The sequence below is a fragment of the Pseudomonas sp. FW305-7 genome (assembly GCF_058786735.1).
The window spans coordinates 106163-120128 of sequence record NZ_JBYSZA010000008.1 but is presented as its reverse complement, the minus strand read 5'-3'; the positions used below and the strand labels follow the sequence as shown (position 1 = coordinate 120128).

The 13966-nt window shown below is 54.1% G+C and carries 15 protein-coding genes; 6 read left to right on the top strand and 9 right to left on the bottom strand.

Annotation, left to right across the window (positions count from 1 at the left end; translation table 11 throughout):
- Positions 1–175 precede the first annotated feature (175 nt).
- Positions 176–1714, top strand: a complete 1539-nt coding sequence (locus AC3WMT_RS12735) for an NCS1 family nucleobase:cation symporter-1 (RefSeq protein ID WP_103303862.1) — start codon at positions 176–178, stop codon at positions 1712–1714.
- Between the two features lie 54 nt (positions 1715–1768).
- Entirely contained in the window at positions 1769–2497 is a 729-nt protein-coding gene (locus tag AC3WMT_RS12730) for an aspartate/glutamate racemase family protein (RefSeq protein WP_103303861.1), read from the top strand.
- Between the two features lie 128 nt (positions 2498–2625).
- On the opposite strand, the gene AC3WMT_RS12725 is transcribed toward AC3WMT_RS12730, so the two are convergent.
- A complete protein-coding gene (locus tag AC3WMT_RS12725; protein ID WP_103303936.1) occupies positions 2626–3549 on the bottom strand; it encodes a LysR family transcriptional regulator in 924 nt (307 codons plus the stop codon).
- 126 nt (positions 3550–3675) lie between these two features.
- On the opposite strand from AC3WMT_RS12725, the gene AC3WMT_RS12720 reads away from it, so the two are divergent.
- Positions 3676–4422 (top strand): 3-oxoacyl-ACP reductase family protein, encoded by a 747-nt coding sequence (locus tag AC3WMT_RS12720; protein WP_103303860.1) that lies wholly within the window; start codon positions 3676–3678, stop codon positions 4420–4422.
- 71 nt (positions 4423–4493) lie between these two features.
- Here AC3WMT_RS12720 and AC3WMT_RS12715 read toward each other — a convergent pair whose 3' ends face one another.
- From AC3WMT_RS12715 to AC3WMT_RS12690, 6 genes are all read right to left on the bottom strand, one after another.
- The gene (locus AC3WMT_RS12715; protein WP_103303859.1) at positions 4494–5189 is read right to left on the bottom strand and encodes an HAD-IA family hydrolase; all 696 of its coding nucleotides are present in this window, start codon (positions 5187–5189) and stop codon (positions 4494–4496) included.
- Between the two features lie 201 nt (positions 5190–5390).
- Positions 5391–5558 (bottom strand): hypothetical protein, encoded by a 168-nt coding sequence (locus tag AC3WMT_RS12710; protein ID WP_177431394.1) that lies wholly within the window; start codon positions 5556–5558, stop codon positions 5391–5393.
- A 117-nt stretch (positions 5559–5675) separates the two neighbouring features.
- Positions 5676–6098: a glycine zipper domain-containing protein gene (locus AC3WMT_RS12705; RefSeq protein ID WP_103303858.1), complete on the bottom strand. Its 423-nt coding sequence runs from the start codon at positions 6096–6098 to the stop codon at positions 5676–5678.
- Between the two features lie 137 nt (positions 6099–6235).
- A complete protein-coding gene (locus tag AC3WMT_RS12700) occupies positions 6236–6607 on the bottom strand; it encodes a glycine zipper domain-containing protein (RefSeq protein WP_103303857.1) in 372 nt (123 codons plus the stop codon).
- A 315-nt stretch (positions 6608–6922) separates the two neighbouring features.
- A complete protein-coding gene (locus tag AC3WMT_RS12695) occupies positions 6923–7111 on the bottom strand; it encodes a hypothetical protein (protein WP_103303856.1) in 189 nt (62 codons plus the stop codon).
- A gap of 213 nt (positions 7112–7324) precedes the next feature.
- Positions 7325–7645 (bottom strand): YbjQ family protein, encoded by a 321-nt coding sequence (locus AC3WMT_RS12690; RefSeq protein WP_103303855.1) that lies wholly within the window; start codon positions 7643–7645, stop codon positions 7325–7327.
- Positions 7646–7970: 325 nt separating this feature from the next.
- Here AC3WMT_RS12690 and AC3WMT_RS12685 point away from each other — a divergent pair, with 325 nt between their 5' ends.
- Positions 7971–9212 (top strand): tyrosine-type recombinase/integrase, encoded by a 1242-nt coding sequence (locus AC3WMT_RS12685; RefSeq protein WP_177431393.1) that lies wholly within the window; start codon positions 7971–7973, stop codon positions 9210–9212.
- Positions 9213–9314: 102 nt separating this feature from the next.
- Entirely contained in the window at positions 9315–10109 is a 795-nt protein-coding gene (locus AC3WMT_RS12680) for a hypothetical protein (RefSeq protein WP_103303853.1), read from the top strand.
- Between the two features lie 84 nt (positions 10110–10193).
- Here the strand turns inward: AC3WMT_RS12680 and AC3WMT_RS12675 are convergent, their stop codons facing one another.
- Complete coding sequence (locus tag AC3WMT_RS12675; protein ID WP_103303852.1) at positions 10194–11282, bottom strand: YagK/YfjJ domain-containing protein; 1089 nt, start codon at positions 11280–11282, stop codon at positions 10194–10196.
- A gap of 229 nt (positions 11283–11511) precedes the next feature.
- Complete coding sequence (locus AC3WMT_RS12670; protein ID WP_103303851.1) at positions 11512–11739, bottom strand: helix-turn-helix transcriptional regulator; 228 nt, start codon at positions 11737–11739, stop codon at positions 11512–11514.
- A 738-nt stretch (positions 11740–12477) separates the two neighbouring features.
- On the opposite strand from AC3WMT_RS12670, the gene AC3WMT_RS12665 reads away from it, so the two are divergent.
- Entirely contained in the window at positions 12478–13908 is a 1431-nt protein-coding gene (locus tag AC3WMT_RS12665) for an IS1182 family transposase (protein WP_103303850.1), read from the top strand.
- The last annotated feature ends 58 nt before the right edge of the window (positions 13909–13966 follow it).

Sequence of the window (13966 nt, the reverse complement as noted above, 5' to 3'; positions counted from 1 at the left end):
TATACAAAACTGCAAAACATGACTAAACACTTTCGATCCGCAAGCCTGAAGCGCCCTATCCCGTACAGGCTGCAGATGCCCCGTAACCAGTGATGTTTGCTGGCCGCGACGAAGATTTGTCGAGCCCCGGGCTCTTGCACAGTCATCGCGGCCCGCCCATCAGGAGCCTGCCGGAATGCGTACAAGTCTCTCCAACAACATCGCGCTGAATCTGCCCTCCTCCGCACTCGATCAGCCCTTGCCGTACGACGGTCTGGGCGAGCCGTTGCAACTGAGCCCCCGTCTGCACAACAGTGATCTGGCACCGACCAAAGCCGAAGGTCGGCGCTGGGGCAAATACAGCATTTTCGCCCTGTGGACCAATGACGTGCACAACATTGCCAACTACTCGTTTGCCATCGGCTTGTATGCCTTGGGGCTGGGCGGTTGGCAGATTCTGCTGTCGCTGGGGATAGGCGCGGCACTGGTCTACTTTTTCATGAACCTGTCCGGTTACATGGGGCAGAAAACCGGGGTGCCGTTTCCGGTGATCAGCCGGATCAGTTTCGGTATTCACGGCGCGCAAATTCCTGCGCTGATTCGGGCGGTTATCGCCATCGCGTGGTTCGGGATTCAGACGTATCTGGCGTCAGTGGTTTTCCGGGTGTTGCTCACGGCGGTCCATCCGGGCTTTGCTGAATACGACCACAACTCGATCCTCGGCCTGTCGACGTTGGGCTGGGTGTGTTTCGTGGCGATCTGGTTCGTGCAACTGGCAATCCTCGCCTACGGCATGGAAATGGTCCGCCGTTACGAGGCGTTCGCCGGCCCGGTGATTTTGCTCACCGTCGCCGCTCTCGCCGCATGGATGTACTTCCAGGCCAACGCAACCATCGCCTGGTCGATCCGCGAACCACTGACCGGCGGTGAGATGTGGCGCAATATTTTTGCCGGCGGCGCATTGTGGCTGGCGATTTACGGCACGTTGATCCTCAACTTCTGCGACTTCGCCCGCTCCTCGCCGTGCCGCAAAACCATCAAGGTCGGAAATTTCTGGGGTTTGCCGGTGAACATTCTGGTGTTCGCCGCGATTACTGTTCTGCTGTGTGGCGCGCAATTCCAGATCAACGGCCGTATCATCGAAAGTCCTACAGAAATCATCGCCTCGATTCCCAATACGTTCTTCCTGGTGCTCGGTTGCCTGGCGTTCCTGATTGTCACCGTGGCGGTGAACATCATGGCCAACTTCGTCGCCCCGGCGTTTGTCCTCAGCAATCTGGCGCCGAAATACCTGACCTTCCGCCGTGCCGGGCTGATCAGCGCGACCATCGCCGTGCTGATCCTGCCGTGGAACCTCTACAACAGCCCGCTGGTGATCGTGTACTTCCTGTCCGGTCTCGGCGCCCTGCTAGGCCCGTTGTACGGCGTGATCATGGTCGACTACTGGCTGATCCGCAAAGGTCGGATCAACGTTCCGCAGCTCTACAGCGAAGATCCCAACGGCGCCTATTACTACAGCCACGGGGTCAATTTCCGTGCGGTGGCGGCGTTTATTCCTGCGGCATTGATCGCCATCGTCCTGGCGCTGGTTCCCGGCTTCCACAGTGTTTCGCCGTTTTCCTGGCTGATCGGTGCGGGAATCGCCGGAATGCTCTACCTGATCATCGCCAAACGTCAGCCGCACTACGCCGACGTCAATGGCGAGTCCATCGCTGTCGACAACGTCTGCCACTAACTTCTTCGCGGCCCGGACTTCGGGCCGCAGAACTGCCCGCTATAAGGACTTCCCATGCGAATTCTCGTGGTCAACGTCAACACCACCGAATCCATCACTCAGGCCATTGCCCGCTCGGCGCAGGCTGTTGCATCACCCGGCACGGAAATCGTCGGTTTGACGCCGTACTTCGGCGCCGATTCGATTGAAGGCAATTTCGAAAGCTATCTGGCCGCCATCGCGGTGATGGATCGGGTGATGTCTTACGATCAGCCGTTCGATGCGGTGATTCAGGCCGGTTATGGCGAACATGGTCGCGAAGGTTTGCAGGAGCTGCTCAATGTACCGGTGGTGGACATCACCGATGCGGCGGCCAGTACAGCGATGTTTCTTGGCCACGCATACTCGGTGGTCACCACGCTGGATCGCACGGTGCCGCTGATCGAGGATCGTCTGAAGTTGTCCGGTCTGTGGGATCGTTGCGCTTCGGTGCGGGCCAGTGGCCTTGCGGTTCTTGAACTGGAACATGAACCGCACCGCGCACTGGAAGCCATCGTGCATCAGGCGGAGTTGGCGGTGACGCAGGACAAGGCCGAAGTGATATGCCTGGGTTGCGGCGGAATGGCCGGGCTGGATGAGCAGATTCGCCGGCGCACCGGGGTACCGGTAGTGGACGGGGTGACGGCCGCGGTGACCATTGCGGAATCGCTGGTGCGCCTGGGGTTGTCGACGTCCAAGGTGCGGACGTACGCGACGCCGCGGCCGAAAAACATCATTGGCTGGCCGGGGCGGTTTGCCCGTTAGACCGCGTGATCGTTCATCGCGGGTCTCGGTCCCGCAGGTTATGAGTTGCCCACACACTTCGTGTGCGACGCGAGACCTGTGGGAGCGTGGCTTGCCCGCGATCGCCGCACCTCGGTCCCCAGCCAAAATCAGATAGCACTGAACCGCTGAGCCAACCCCTGCTGCGCAAACTGTTCAATCACAAAATCCACAAAAGCCCGAGTCTTGCCCGGCAACAATTTGTGCTCGGCGTAGTAGATCGAAATGTTGCCGTCATCGACAAACCAGTCCGGCAACACCCGCTGCAATGTTCCCGCCTCCAGATACCCCACCGCGAACGGCATGCTCACCAGCGCAATGCCCAACCCTTGTGCCGCCGTTGCACACGCCGCCTCGGAATCGCTCATGGTCATTCGCGCCCGCAGGGTCAGCGGGCTGTGCTGTTGGCTGCGATGCGTCAGCTGCCATGAACGTACACGACCGGTTTGCGGTGAGCGGATCAGAATCCCGTCGTGCTGCTTGAGATCGTCCGGCTCTGTGATGGGTGTGTTGGCCTTCAAGTAATCCTTCGACGCGACCAAGACCCGATGCGCAGGCGTCAATCGCCGCGCAACCACGCCTTGGGGCAATTCGAAGCCACCACCGATGGCGGCATCGAAGCCCTGGCCGATCAGATCAACCTGACGGTTATCGAAGTTCCAGTCCGGGTTGATCGCCGGGAAGCGTCGCAGGAACTCGCCGAGCAGCGGCACGATATAGAGACGGCCGAACACCGTGCCCATGCTGACTTTCAAGGTGCCTGTCGGCTGCCCCTCGGCGCTGGCCAGATTGGCCACGGCGTTCTGGATCGTGGTGAGGCTGGCGCTGACTTCACCCAAGAACAACTGCCCCGCTTCCGTCAGGGTCAGTCGACGAGTGCTACGCTGGAACAGCCTCACGCCGAGGCGCGCTTCCAGTTTCGCCACGCTTTTACCGACGGCTGCCGGCGTCAGACTCAAGCGTCGAGCGGCCTCGGCAAAGCTGCCGACTTCGGCGCTACGCACGAAGCATTCGATACTGCTGAAGGTTTCCATGATCGCCACTATAAACTTCTGGTTTACACAGACTATAGCAATCAGGGTATACACGGTTGTCGATGCGCGGCCGATACTCGGCTCCAACAACAAGGCACCCCGCCTTGAAACATCTGGAGATCGAACATGACCACTCAACACCTCAGCGGCAAAGTCGCTCTGATTCAAGGCGGTTCCCGCGGCATCGGCGCTGCCATCGTCAAACGTCTGGCCGCTGAAGGCGCTGCTGTTGCCTTCACCTACGTCAGCTCAACCGCCAAGGCTGAAGAGTTGCAAAACAGCATCACTGCCAACGGCGGCAAGGCCCTGGCGATCAAGGCTGACAGTGCTGACGCCGCAGCCATTCGCCATGCGGTCAGCGCCACCGTCGAAGCCTTTGGCCGCCTCGACATTCTGGTCAACAACGCCGGGGTGCTGGCCATCGCTCCGCTGGAAGATTTCAAGCTGGAAGATTTTGATCAGACCTTGGCGATCAACGTACGCAGCGTGTTCATCGCTTCGCAGGAAGCCGCCAAACACATGGGTGAAGGCTCGCGCATCGTCAACATTGGCAGCACCAATGCTGACCGCATGCCCTTCGGCGGCGGCGGTGTCTACGCAATGAGCAAATCGGCACTGGTGGGTTTGACCAAAGGTCTGGCGCGGGATCTCGGCCCACGTGGCATCACCATCAACAACGTGCAACCCGGCCCGGTCGACACCGACATGAACCCGGCGCACGGTGACTTCGCCGAAAGCCTTATTCCGCTGATGGCGGTGGGTCGCTACGGTACAGCCGATGAAATCGCCGGTTTCGTCGCTTATCTGGTGGGGCCGGAAGCGGGTTACATCACCGGTGCAAGCCTGACCATTGACGGTGGTTTCGGCGCCTGATCCTCTGATTCGTCTTTACGAAAAACGCCGCCCCTCTTTCAACAGAGGGGCGGCGTTTTTTCATGCTGCGTTCAGGCCCATTCCAGCGCTGGCAAGCCACAGGCGCTCGGGACAAACCCTTTCAACGACCGAAGAATCCCGTCGGCGTGTGCGTATTTTTCATCGGCCATGGCGGCGTCGGGAATGGCGATGGCGGTCATGCCTGCCGCTTTCGCCGCTGTGACGCCAAACGGCGAATCCTCGAACACCAGACAATCCTCGGGCGCGACACCCAGACGGCGGGCGGCGGTCAGGAAAATATCCGGCGCCGGCTTGGCTGCGCCGACTTCCGGATCGTCTGCCGTGACGATGAAATCGAACAGCGCAAACCAGTCACGGTGCAACGTGGTTTTCTGGCCGAACGACTGCCGCGACGAACTGGTGCCCACGGCAATCGGAATGTTGTGCGCCTTGAGGTGGCGAATCAGCTCTTCCGCCCCGGGCATCGCTTGTGCAGTGGGGAAACGCTCGCGCATCAGCGGCTCGCGAATCACCAGAAACTCTTCGGCAGTGATCGGCAAATCCAGCGCCTGCACAACATAATTCGCCAGATCGTTGGCCCCACGGCCAATGATGTTCTGCTTGATGCTCCAGTCGAAGGTACGCCCGTAGCGCCCGGCAATCAGCGAGGTGACCTCGGTGTAAATGCCCTCGGTGTCCAGCAGCAACCCGTCCATATCGAAAATCACGGCCTTGATCGGGCCGAACGCCTTCAGCGGTGCATTCATCATCGGATCCGTTTTCAAAGACATCCCGGGCGACGACTGGCGCCGCTGCGCGGATCTGATTAAAGGGTTCAGCAGCATAACGAGCGCAATGGACATTGAGCAACGGGCAATGTTCTCTGCGGCGATGAGGGCCTGCACAACCACAGGCCCTGAAGATTCAAACTTTACGCCATCGGCATTTAGAAGCCATCGGGAATTCGGTCACTGCTCATCTTCATCCTCTTCGTCTTCCATATCCGCCTCATCAGCATCGTTCAACGGCACCGTCGCGTCATCCATCAGCGACCCCGGATCCTCATTCCCCGGATCATTGATAAACGGCAGCCCACTCGGGCCTTTTTCTTCCTTGCCTTCGGTTTCGGGAGTCATGGCAAACCTCATAATTCGGGGTGTGTATCACTTTCGAAAAGCCCAACAGCCAATCGTTCCCCCCTACTGCAGAAACGAAAAACCCGGCTCACGACCGGGTTTTTGTTTAACCATCCATCAACGATGGCGGTTCTTATGTTTGTTCTTATGCTTGTGACCACCACCGGAATGAGACTTCCCGCCATCGTCGCCCAGGTTGTTGCCGACCGCACCACCCGCCGCGCCTCCCAATCCTGCACCGACAGCCGATCCGGTTGAGCCGCCAAGACTGTTACCGATCACTGAACCGCCCGCAGCACCGAGGCCGCCACCAATGGCGGCCTCGGTGCGATTGCGTTTATTCGCCCCGACGGCACCGCCAGCCGCGCCACCTACACCGGCGCCGACCGCCGCACCGGTGCTACCACCGAGTTGTCCGCCGACGACATTGCCCAGCACGCCACCCAGCCCTCCACCAACGGCTGCCGAACCATCACCGGCGGCCATCGCGCCCTGAGCCACCAGCAATCCGAAAAACAGTGCAGATAATGACAAACGCATATGAACCTCACAGTTCCCGAATCGGGACAGTTCGCCCACACAAGGGCCTATGTGAGATTGGAGACTTCGGCGGGAAAAACGTTCAGCCATGAAAAAGCCCGGCATTGAGCCGGGCTTTTTCTGACAAACGTTTTGGATCAGTGACGCTTGTGACCTTTCGACAGGTTGCTGCCTACCGCACCGCCCGCCGCGCCGCCCAGGCCGGCACCAATGGTCGCGCCGGTCCTGCCGCCGAGGCTGTTGCCGATTACCGAACCGCCAGCTGCACCGACACCGCCGCCGATGGCTGCTTTGGTGCGACTGCCTTTACGCGCCGCCATCGCACTACCCGCTGCGCCTGCAACGCCAGCGCCAATCGCGGCACCGGTGCTGCCGCCCATTTTCTGGCCGACAACGTTACCCAACGCGCCACCCAGACCACCACCCAGCGCCGCGGTACCGTCACCGGCAGCCATCGCACCTTGAGCAACGAAAAGCCCCAGAACCAAAGCAGGCAGTGTTAAACGCATGACGGAAACCTCAAAAATTGGGATGACAAAAAGGGCCGGGATTTAATGCCGTCGAAGCGCAAAAGTCCAGACGAAATCGGAGCGCTGCGCGTACTCGGCGCCGATTGGACAGCGATTCTGGAAAAGGTTTTATGACAGGCAAAAAAAAGCCCGCTGGGGAGACGGGCTGGAGACTTGCTTTCTAACGGATGGCTTCACCCTACTTTGGCGAACGTGAAAAGTTTGTGAAAACCTAAAAAACCACGTAGGACATTTCCCAGCTCGTTTGCCACACGTAAAAAACCCCGTTCGTTGACGGGGTTGTTAGCAGCCGGATTATTTGCGGGCGCGGATCGCGACCTTGGGTAGAAATTTCGCCTTCGGCCCTTTCGGTGCCGTGGACTTGATCCTGCCGATCTGCACCGGGTCCTCGCCAAAACCAGACTGGTACTCGGTCTGGCCGCACCGTACGCAGTTGTTGAAGGAAAATTCAGCGCCATCGTCTTCGATATACGGATCAGTCATACCTTCGCCCCTTCAAATCGGGTCGACACCGGCAAAGCGCTTTTGCCTGAAAAAATATCGACCTCCAAGACTTTTGAGACTAGTCGGTCATTCCTGGACTTGTTATTCAGATGAACTGATGCCCGACGAATGGCCTACACCGAATCACCCCTCCGATACGCCCCACCTTGTCGCCATCGACCTGGATGGGCTCACATGGCTTGGGATCAAAATTCAGCGCAACTTCACTGCGGTACCGGTTGCGAACACCACAACCATCCCACCCTTACCGCCAGGCATGCTGATCTCGAAGTCCAACCCGACCACCGCATCGGCTTGCAGAGCACGCGCCCGCTCCTTGATTTCTTCAGTCGCCTGAATACGCGCCTCCTTCAAAGCCCTTTCCAGCGTCTGCGAACGACCACCAAAAAAATCGCGCATGCCAGCGAACATGTCACGGATCACATTGACGCCCTGCACCGACTCGGCGCTGACAATGTCCAGATATGCAGTGATCTGACGGCCTTCAATGGCGTGAGTGGTGGAAATGATCATGAAATCGTCCTTTTACTGGTAAATAAATGCGCAATTGTAATCCCTGCCAAAGGTGAGGCGGACTTCGGCGGCGCGTCCGATAAAATCCAGACGCCAGAAACCACAAAACCCCTGACTTCTTTCGAAATCAGGGGTTTTGTGTACTGAATATGGCGGTGAAGGAGTCCGCCAAATTTACATCCGACTAAAATCGAATATATTCTAAAGACCTCGTTTTTACGGGCCCTACAGGGGTGGTCCCGTCCTATAGCGTCCGACAAAATCCACTAGCTTACGAAGCGAAGTGGGGGGACAAATGGGGGGACAGATCGAAAAGGAGCATGTTGTGGGAAATCTCACCGCAAAACAGGTAGACAGCTTGACCACCCCAGGAACCTACGAAGATGGCGAAGGACTTAGGCTCCTAGTAAAGCCAAACGGGAGGAAATATTGGGTGCTTCGTTTTCAGCTTTCGGGCAAGCGGAGGGAAATGGGACTAGGCAGCTATCCAGCAATAAGTCTAAAACTCGCACGACAAAACACTATCGATCAGCGTCGCTTGCTCTTAGGTGGTATTGATCCACTGCAGGCTCGCGATGATATTCGCGCAGCTAAGCTGGCCGCTGAAGAGCTACATAAGAGCAAAGCTGTGACTTTTAAGAATGTATCGGTAGATTACATAGAGGCTCAAAAAACCGGTTGGAAGAACCTCAAACATGCGCAGCAGTGGACAAACACCCTCGCTACGTACGCCAACCCTGTTATCGGCGAGCTAGCTACCCACGTGATCACTACTGACCACGTTTTGGAGATACTAAAACCTATATGGACCACTAAAACTGAAACGGCTAGTCGAGTCCGCAACAGAATTGAGTTGGTGCTAGATGCAGCGAAAGCTCGTGGATTAAGAGAAGGTGAAAACCCAGCTCGATGGCGAGGGCACCTGGACAAGCTGTTGCCACCCATCGTCAAGGGAAAGCGCACTCAAAATCACCCTGCTCTTCCTTACTCACAGCTGGGGAGGTTCATCCAAGTACTCGGCAAAGTTGAAGGACAATCCGCGCACGCGATCAAATTGACTATTTTAACCGCATGCAGAACCGCAGAAGTCCTTGAGGCCGACTGGAGAGAAATTAATCTGCAAGCGAAGCTATGGGTAATTCCAGCTAGGCGAATGAAAGGAGGTAAAGCGCACACCGTGCCACTATCTGACGAAGTGATCGCTGTGCTGGCCAAAATTCCTCGGATCAACGGCAGTTCGTTGTTATTTCCGGGCGCACGTGAGGGTCGACCAATTAGCAACATGGCCATGTTGATGGCGTTGCGTCGCATGGATCAAAAGGATCTAGACGAGGGAGGTAAGGGTTGGCGCGACATCAATCAGAGGATCATCACCGCTCATGGATTTCGCAGCACATTTAGAGATTGGGCGGCAGAGTGTACGAATCATACTCGAGAAGTCTGCGAGATGGCTTTAGCCCACGTAGTGGCCGTGGGCGCAGAAGCCGCCTACTGGCGCTCCGATCTTTTGGAGAAACGTCGTTCGCTAATGGACGATTGGGCCAAATTCGCAACAAGTACGCCCTAATTGCATAAGTTAAAAGCGTCATGACTACGAGCCACCAACACTAGCTCCACCCAGGCATCTTCATATTAATTAAATCAAAAGCGGCTGGTTTGGACACACAAAATGGTAAAAAAAACGGAAAAACAGATCATCCAACCGACGAGTATTAGCTTCGACCTAAGCAACAGCACCCCCACCCTTACTCAGCTTGACGCTCACTTAATACTACTTAAAGAAAAAACACTTCGTGATTGCGTGACAAACCAGCGCGTCTCTCTATTAGAAATTGCCATGGGCTTTTATACAAAAACCGACTTTATCACCACGTACAATAAGATATTTGAGTGTAAAAACAAGGAAGAGATCGAGGGTGAGCTGAATGCACCTTATAGAGAAGACGCCCTATCACTCGCAGAAGAAAGATATCGTTTTTCATGCGCTTTTAATGTGTTGGCCAACTGGTCTGAAAACAACGAACAATACCAAAATGCCTGGCTACTACTGTACAAAGCAGAGGAAACAATCGGCGAATACTTTTACAACATTTCAAGATTAGAAAACTACAAAATCAATCTAACGAAAAATGAACTTTCGCAAGACAAAAGCAAATACGGTAGTAAAGCCCATGCGTACCTCATTCCTTTACATCGTATTGCTGCCGAAAAAATCCTCAGTAAACCTGACAACGAATACTGGGAGAGTAAAACGCTTGCCGCTAAAAGTGCCCTCCCCGAACTGGAGGAAGCGCTTGCGAACACAAACCCGAGAGGAAAACTCCGGCCTTCGAATTTGATAGATACATTTTTAGATTGGACGAGAAACAATGATTTAGTAAGAAACGCTTGGGAAGTTAATGAAAGAAAGCGGAACATAGCAAAAATAGCCAAAGCTAAAACCCCAAGAAAGGATGTCACTTAACCCCTAAAAGCATCTTATTACCAGATTACCTTTTCTATTATAAGCATCCTAGTCACCCTGACACTTCCAGCGTGTTCAGTCGGGTCATTTTTCCGAACGAACTGACGCATACCCTCCTCTTTTTCGCATGGAGTTCAACTTTTTAATCTCGCTTTTCCCAAAATTCTTTTCCTTTACATTACCCTTGAGCTTGCTAATTATATCTGCCTTAGTCAGGTAACTGAGAGCCTTCTTTAATTTCCCTCTACGATAAATATCCCCTCGATGAACCACTCCAAGTACTCGTTCGGGGTAGCTGTCTTTATCTCTATTACAGTTCCAATAACCACCTTTATAGCCCGTAACAACACGCGACCACAACTCCCCTATCAATCTACAATAAGTGATATCTTGCTGCACGTGCCTAGCATCTAAAAAGAATGCCATATGAAAGTGATAGCCCTTCAATGGTTTCCATTCCAGCTTCCACACGTACCCAACCAAATACTTAAATATCGGATTAGCTCTAGCTACACTCCAAAGCTTTTCACGGTGAAGTCTAATATCGGTTCTATTTACAGCGCGATCTCCACGGCAAAATGATTCAGCGTACCCTAAATCAACTCGCAATACTAAAAGCCTAGAGTGCCTATCAAACAACCCATCTACAAAATTATACAGCGTCTTAGTATTTTTGTTAGCAGAACGACAATGACTATTAATCTTCCTTGCGAATTGAGGCAACCCAATTTCGTCCCTTATGTAGCGTACAGCATCATTTAAAATAGCAACGAGAAATTCAGCATGACTCAATGGCACAAGCTCTTCATCCAATGATCTCAGGCTAAACCCATAGGACCGCAAATCAAACTTAACAACCGCAGATATAAGCACCTCGATATATGGATTAAAAACATACCTGCCATAAGTTAACTTATCTCCCCTGGCGATATTCTTAAAGGTATTTACGAACTTACGTCCAATCCGGCCTGCACCTATTCCGCAATCATACAGCCCAGAAGCTTTAACAAAGAACAAATCCCCCTTGCTTTTCGCAATAGCCTTCACAACTAACAACTGGTCTTCCAGATTGATTGACTGCAACACTTCATCATGAAGATATTTTTCGCCATGCATATCCATCACTGCATCTCGAACTAAGAGAGAATCTAGCAACGCACTATTATTTTCCATAGTAATCCTAGAAGCAGAAGCTCAGTACAAGCTACCACTAATCAACCTCACTAAACACATGAACCCCCCTAATAACTACCGGCATTATCATATTGATAATGCCGTATATTATTATATTTAACTAAGTTAAAATCTATAACATACACTTCCACTCACCACACTCCACCCCACTCCGCACAGAACAGTGCTCCCAGCAACTTTAACTTATGCAAACTTGGTGCAGCCAATTTCAATCGCCCTTAATCGACTCATCAATTCTCTCTTGCATCCACCTGTATATATCTGACTCCAGAAAAGCCACCGCACAAGCTCCAATTTTTATTGGCTTGGGAAATGTCGCATCGTATCGAGGAGAGTTTTTATCTAGTTTTTCGTAAACACCAGTCCGGCTGGTGCCCGTTAGGTCCATCAAACGGCCTAGACGGCAAAATTTGTGTGTTTTTCGGCACTCGCACATACCCAACCTCCTTGAAATGCTGTGGACGAGTAAATGTTAAGCACGAGGTTTTTTTTTTGAAGTGGGCAGCTCAGCCAGAGACATTTTTTGCGAAGCTTGAGCAGCAGATAGGATTCTGCGACGAGGGGGATATCTCCTGTGTGCGAGTAGACATCGGCTGCCAGTCAGCTCTGCCTTGAGCAATCGCTCGATAAAATGGTTCCTTTTGGAAAAAGTAGTTCCTTTTCTCTGGATACCCCGTTCCAAGCAGGTGAATTTGAATATGTGCTACTGACAAGATCACACACCAAATCCGCGACTGCGCTATTGCACTTTTTTACAGCGTCGGCTGAATTGCTAGGGCACTAACGGTATTCTTCGGGCAGAGGGAGTACGACTTCCCAGCCGGCGGGGCTGGTGCGTGCTTTAAGGAGGGTACGTCCGCGTCTGGTCTATTCCTGCAGATCGCCGTAGGTATTGATCGGCCAAAAACAGCTCTTCATTACCTGCTGCACAGCCAAAAGCAGTCGTTGGCGAATGATGGTGAAATATGCGCTCTACTCAAGCTGAAGCTGCTCCTACAAGGGATCGACCGCTATTGGAGAAGCGACTTCAGCCGCGATGCTCTTGCCTTGCTATCAAGGTCAGCAACAGCCAAATGCCGCCATTCATGAGAGCCTGCTATCGGCCCAGAGTGTGTAAAAACGCCCAGACAAAGCCTTGCTATGATTTCTGAGAATTTCATCGCAAGGGAAACCCATGAAACGGTTTATCCAAGGTGAACACCGGGGCCAAAGCACCTTACTGCCTGAAAGCCTCGACGACTACGTCAGTGATACCAATCCGGTGCGCGTAGTCGACGTCTTTGTCGATGAACTCGACCTTGCAACGCTAGGGTTTGACGGCGCCATTCCCGCCGACACTGGCCGACCGGCCTACCATCCCGCTGTCCTGCTGAAGATCTATATCTACGGCTATCTGAACCGCATCCAATCCAGCCGGCGCCTTGAGCGAGAAGCCCAGCGCAATGTCGAGCTGATGTGGCTGACCGGGCGTTTGATGCCCGACTTCAAGACCATCGCCAACTTCCGAAAAGACAACAGCAAAGCTATTCGTGGCGTGTGTCGCCAGTTCGTTGTGCTCTGCCAGCAACTGGGGTTGTTTAGCGAAAACCTGGTGGCCATTGATGGCAGCAAATTCAAGGCGGTAAATAATCGTGACCGCAACTTCACCAGCGCGAAACTGAAGCGGCGGATGGAAGAAATTGAGTCGAGCATTAGCCGTTACTTAGCCTCGCTTGATGCGGCGGATCGGCAAGTACCAGCTGCCTCTGAGCCAGATGCGACACGCTTGGAAGAGAAGATCGAAAAGCTCAGAGCCCAGATGAAAGAGCTTCAGGGGATCGAGTCCAAGCTCAACGAATCGCCTGACAAGCAGGTCTCTCTTACCGACCCGGATGCCCGTTCGATGATGACGCGCGGCAACGGAATCGTCGGCTACAACGTGCAGACGGCGGTCGATACCCAGCATCACTTGATCGTTGCCCACGAGGTCACCAACGTCGGCTCTGACCGCGACCAACTCAGCTCCATGGCGAAGCTCGCGCGGGAAGCCATCGGTTCAGAGGCGTTATCGGTCGTGGCTGATCGGGGTTACTTCAAAGGTGAAGAAATCCTGGCCTGTCACAACGCCAACATCAGTGCCCACGTGCCAAAGCCGATGACTTCAAACGCCAAGGCAGATGGGCGATTCAACAAAGATGCCTTCGTTTATGACGCAACGAAAAACGAATACACCTGCCCGGCTGGCGAGGCACTGATCTGGCGTTTTTCCAGCCTAGAGAAAGGGCTGAAAATGGACTGCTACTGGAGTTCGAGCTGCCAGAAATGCGCGCTGAAACCGCAGTGCACGCCCAGCACAAATCGTCGAGTCAGGCGCTGGGAGCATGAGGCGGTGCTGGAGCAAATGCAGCACCGATTAAACCAGGCTCCGGACATGATGCGCGTGCGAAAAAGGACTGTTGAGCATCCCTTCGGGACGCTCAAACAATGGATGGGATCTACGCACTTCCTCACTCGTAAGCTGGTTGGCGTCAGCACAGAGATGAGCCTTAACGTGCTCGCTTACAACATGAAGCGAGTCATGAAAATCATCGGTACCGAAGGCTTGATGAAGGCGATGACGGCGTAAAAGACCCGGCTTTTACTGCTGTAGAGGCCATAAAACGCATCCTGAAGACGCCAGGAGC